Here is a 4,397-nt window from a genome sequence, read left to right as displayed (position 1 = left end):
TTGCCACCTCACTCAGAATGGTGGTGGCGTGGCCGAGCAGAGCCTCGCCCTCGTGTGTTAGTCGCATCCCGCTACTGCGCTCGAAGAGCACCGTGCGGGTCTCGTCCTCGAGATCCCGCAGTCGCAATGAGATGGTCGGCTGGGCGAGGTTAAGTTGACGCGCGGCCTCTTTGACCGAACCGAGTCTGGCGATCCAGACGAAGGCTTCGAGATGGGCGAGAGTGATCCTCATGATTTGGATTTTAAATGGCAGCCCTCAGGAAATCCAAATTGGATTGCCGGTGGAAATATCCCATCATTGCTCGGTCTGCGCCACAGCCAGTGCGGCCTGACGGCGAAGGGGAGATAGATGAACAGGATCTCTATGGGGCTTGCGGTCGCGTTCTCGGTCTTAGCTGCCGCCACACACGCGCAGCAGCTTCCGACAACCAGCCTGAAGGTGCTCGGCGGCAATCAGACTCAGAACATGTTCCGCTACATTGAGAAGCCCTTCTTCACCAAGGAATTGGGCGAAAAGTCGAACGGCGCGATCACAACCACCTTTGGCTCGCTCGAGGAACTGGGCATCAAGGGCCCGGAGGTGCTGCGCCTGCTCCGTCTCGGCGTGTTCGACATCGCTGAGGGGACGCTGAGCTATATGGCGGGTGAGGACCCGCGCTTCGATGGGCTCGACCTTCCAGGCGTCACCCTCGACATCGACACGCAGCGCAAGGCGGCGGACGCCTTCCGGCCGGTGCTGGAAAAGGCCATGGCGGAAAAGTTCAATGCCAAGCTCCTGACCACGAGCCCAATCGCGCTGCAGGTTTTTTACTGCAAAGGCGACATCGCTGGCCTCGAGTCCCTGAAAGGCAAGAAGGTCCGAACCTTCAATCCAGTGATGGCTGATCTGGTCGAGGCCGCAGGCGGCTCGACCGTGAACCTCGCATTCGCCGAGGTGGTGCCCGCCATGCAGCGCGGGGTTGCCGACTGCGCGATCACCGGAACCTCGGCCGGCAACACGGCGCGCAGGTGGGAGGTGAGCGACCGGCTCTATACGCTGCCCATGGGCTGGTCGATGATCTTTCTCGCGGCCAACATGAACAGCTGGCAGAAGCTCGACCCCAAGGTCCGCGACTTTCTCCAGAAGGAGTTCACCGAGCTCGAGAATCGGCAGTGGGCTCAGGCCAAGGCCGACGTCCAGGACGGCATCAACTGCAACACCGGGAAGCAGCCCTGTAAGGATGGTATTCTCGCCAGTCCCGCCATGACCCTGGTGACGCCGAGCGAGGCGGACCGTGCCACGGCCCAGAAGATCCTGCGCGAGCGAGTGCTCGCCAACTGGGCCAAGCGCTGTGGCGATACCTGCGCCAAGGAATGGAGCGACACGGTCGGCAAGGTTGCCGGCGTCGAAGCCAAGCCGCACTGACGTCGGCCGCTCGATGATTGGCCTTGAGCGCATCGTCGCGGCCGTCTCGCTCTGGATGGCGCGAGCCGGCGGGCTGCTTCTGCTGCTCGCCTCTGCTCTGATCTCCTTCGAGATCCTGGCACGTAAGTTCTTTGCGTTGCCCTTCAGCGTTGGCAATGAGCTGTCCGGCTATGCGCTTGCGATAGGGGCCAGCTGGTCCTTCGCCTACGCCCTGCTCCACCGCGCCCATGTCCGCGTGGACGTGCTGCGCGGGCTCTTCCCGCCGCTCGGCCGGACCATTCTCGACGTGCTTGCACTGATCTCGCTGGGTGCACTGGCGCTCGTGCTCTGCTGGCCGGCCTGGGGTACCGTGGAGACCTCACTGCAGCTCGGGGCGCGGGAAAACACTCCGCTCGGCACGCCTCTGATCGTGCCGCAGGGCCTCTGGCTCGCCGGGCTCCTCTGGTTTGCCTTCGTCTGCCTTGAGCAATGCGTGCTCGTGCTGATGGCCCTGCTGCGCGGGGACAACCAGACGGTGGAGCGTCTTTCGGCACCCGTTGCGGCAGAGGCGACGGAAGTGGAGGAGGCCGTCGCGAAGGCCGAGACGCGTCTGCAGGGAGTGCTTTGAGCAATGGTCCCGACCTCCCTCGGCCTGCTTCTCCTGTTCCTGGGCCTCAGCCTACCGGTCGCCGCAGCCCTGATGCTGCTCGCGATGGTGCTCGGGCAGCTCTACACTGCTCTGCCGCTCCACCTCGCCATGGGCGAAATTGTCTGGGCGGCCTCCAGCAACTTCATCCTGGTCAGCGTGCCGCTCTTCATCCTGCTCGGTGAGATCCTGTTGCGCTCCGGAATGGCAGACCGCCTCTATCAATCGATGAGCCAGTGGCTGTCCTGGCTGCCCGGCGGGTTGATGCACGCCAATATCGGTGCCTGCATGGCCTTTGCGGCGACCTCCGGCTCGAGCGTCGCCACGGCGGCAACGATCGGCACGGTCGCCACTCCCCTCATCAAGCGCTACGGCTATGGCGAGCGGCTCTTCCTTGGCTCGATCGCCGCCGGTGGCACGCTTGGCATCCTGATCCCGCCCTCAATTAATCTGATCATTTACGGGTGGCTGACCAATACCTCGGTTCCTCAGCTTTACCTCGCCGGCTTCTTGCCCGGCATCGCGCTCGGCCTCATTTTTATAGCCACCATCCTCATCTGCTGCCTCCTGCGGCCGGCACTCGGGGGCGAGAGCGTGCACGCGACTTGGGGCGAGCGGCTCACGGGCCTCGTCGGGGTAGTGCCGCCGCTGATTATTTTTCTTGTCGTGATTGGCAGCATCTATGCCGGCTGGGCGACGCCGACGGAGTCCGCCGCTCTCGGCGTGATGATCGCGCTCGCGCTCGCGGCTTTCAACCGACGTCTCACGATGCAGATGTTGTTTGAGGCCCTCGATGGGACCATGCGAACGACGGGAATGATCATGCTGATCGTCGCCGCGGCCTGGTTCCTGAATTTCGTGCTGTCGGCCATCGGCCTCGTCAACGCACTGAACGCCTTCATTACGGGACTCGGTCTCAGTCCGACTGGTACGCTCGCGGCTGTGGTTCTCTTCTACCTTGTGCTCGGCTGCTTCATGGAGCCGCTGCCAATGATGATCGTCACGGTTCCGGTGATCACACCGGTGATCGTCTCGGCGGGCTACGATCCCATCTGGTTCGGCATCATGGTCGTACTGCTCTGCGAGACCGCGATGATCACCCCTCCCGTAGGCGTGAACCTTTTTGTCGTTCAGGGCGTGCGCGGCCGCGGCTCGATCAACGATGTCATCATGGGCGTGCTGCCCTTCATCATCAGCTTGTTCCTGATGATCGTGCTGATCATCGCCGTTCCTGGCCTGGTGATGCTGCTGCCGCGCCTTCTCGGCTGAGTCTTCCCTTCAACTGCTACATAGAGGACGCATCGTGCTATCCATTCGCACTGTTGAACTCCGCGGCAAGCGCATTGAGATCACTGATGCCAAGCGCGCAGCTATCCTGGAGGAGATGCCCGAGATCGCTTGGATTCAGGACGAGGTCCTCCGCACCGGTGTAACCGATGCCTGGGTGGCTGCGATCCACTCCAGCAGCCTGAAGCGGATCGGCGACATGAAGCCGTCCGGCAACTATGATCCCAAGCCGATGAAATCCGCCAGCCAGGCCGATCACATGCGCTCGGTCACCCGGCTCGCCGTGAAGATCGCCGAGGAGATGACCAGCCTCTTCCCGGCCATGAAGGTCAACCGCGACCTGCTGATCGCGGGCTGTCTGTGCCATGACATCGGCAAGGTCTGGGAATTCGACCCCGAGAACGTCAGGCGCTGGCGGGCCGAACCGCGCAAGACAGGCAAGCCGTCGCTGCGCCATCCTGGCTACGGAATTCATATCTGTCTAACGATGGGCCTACCCGAGGAGGTGGCCCACATGGCCGCCGCCCATTCGGGAGAGGGCGAGTTGCTAATCCGTAGTCTCGAGAACACCATCCTGCACTGGGCCGACTACACCTTCTGGATGGTCGTTGATGCAGGCGGCCAGCTTGATGATGAGGACGCCTGGCTGGAGGGCGAGCTTGCGGCGCGCAGCGGACGCCCAGCTCCGTGAGGCCGCTGCGAACTACCCAATCATGGACGCAAGTCTCGCGGCGACGCAGAGTGCACTGGCAAGCTCAAGGCTGGGCTCGGAGCCGCTGCCGCGATAGAAGGGATCATAGAGCCGACCTTTGAGCAGGGGGCATCCGCGCGCTTGGAGATCCTGGGCGAGTTCCTGCCCCTTGTGCCCACGCAGGCCTCGCGCCGGCTGTTCGATCTATACGCCGGGTGCGCGCGGCGCGCTGAGCTGTCCGTTGGGGAGGAGTTCACCGGGGGCTGCGCCGATTCCGGCTTTGCCGCTGCCATGGGAGTGCCGACGCTGTGCGCAGCCGGTCTCTGCGGCGGCAAGACCCAGAGTCCGGACGAGTATCTGGAGCTCGGCACGATCGTCCCACGTGCCCA

General features: G+C 63.3%; 5 protein-coding genes and 1 pseudogene. 5 read left to right on the top strand and 1 reads right to left on the bottom strand.

The features are described from left to right. Positions 1 to 232 (bottom strand): helix-turn-helix domain-containing protein (locus tag BN1233_RS30860; RefSeq protein ID WP_147707645.1); only part of this gene is annotated, 232 nt, incomplete at its 3' end. A 117-nt stretch (positions 233 to 349) separates the two neighbouring features. Here BN1233_RS30860 and BN1233_RS30855 point away from each other — a divergent pair. The 5 genes and pseudogenes from BN1233_RS30855 to BN1233_RS49240 all read left to right on the top strand — a co-directional run. Further along, the gene (locus BN1233_RS30855; protein WP_046867469.1) at positions 350 to 1,405 is read left to right on the top strand and encodes a TRAP transporter substrate-binding protein; all 1,056 of its coding nucleotides are present in this window, start codon (positions 350 to 352) and stop codon (positions 1,403 to 1,405) included. Positions 1,406 to 1,418: 13 nt separating this feature from the next. Next, a complete protein-coding gene (locus BN1233_RS30850) occupies positions 1,419 to 2,012 on the top strand; it encodes a TRAP transporter small permease subunit (RefSeq protein WP_046867538.1) in 594 nt (197 codons plus the stop codon). 3 nt (positions 2,013 to 2,015) lie between these two features. Beyond that, positions 2,016 to 3,299: a TRAP transporter large permease gene (locus BN1233_RS30845; protein ID WP_046867468.1), complete on the top strand. Its 1,284-nt coding sequence runs from the start codon at positions 2,016 to 2,018 to the stop codon at positions 3,297 to 3,299. 175 nt (positions 3,300 to 3,474) lie between these two features. Further along, positions 3,475 to 4,008 (top strand): HD domain-containing protein, encoded by a 534-nt coding sequence (locus tag BN1233_RS30840; RefSeq protein ID WP_210168226.1) that lies wholly within the window; start codon positions 3,475 to 3,477, stop codon positions 4,006 to 4,008. Between the two features lie 141 nt (positions 4,009 to 4,149). Continuing rightward, positions 4,150 to 4,397, top strand: a pseudogene (locus BN1233_RS49240) (M20 family peptidase); the annotation flags it as partial.

Source organism: Microvirga massiliensis (genome assembly GCF_001006805.1).
GTDB lineage: Bacteria > Pseudomonadota > Alphaproteobacteria > Rhizobiales > Beijerinckiaceae > Microvirga > Microvirga massiliensis.
This window is presented reverse-complemented; position numbering and strand designations above follow the sequence as displayed.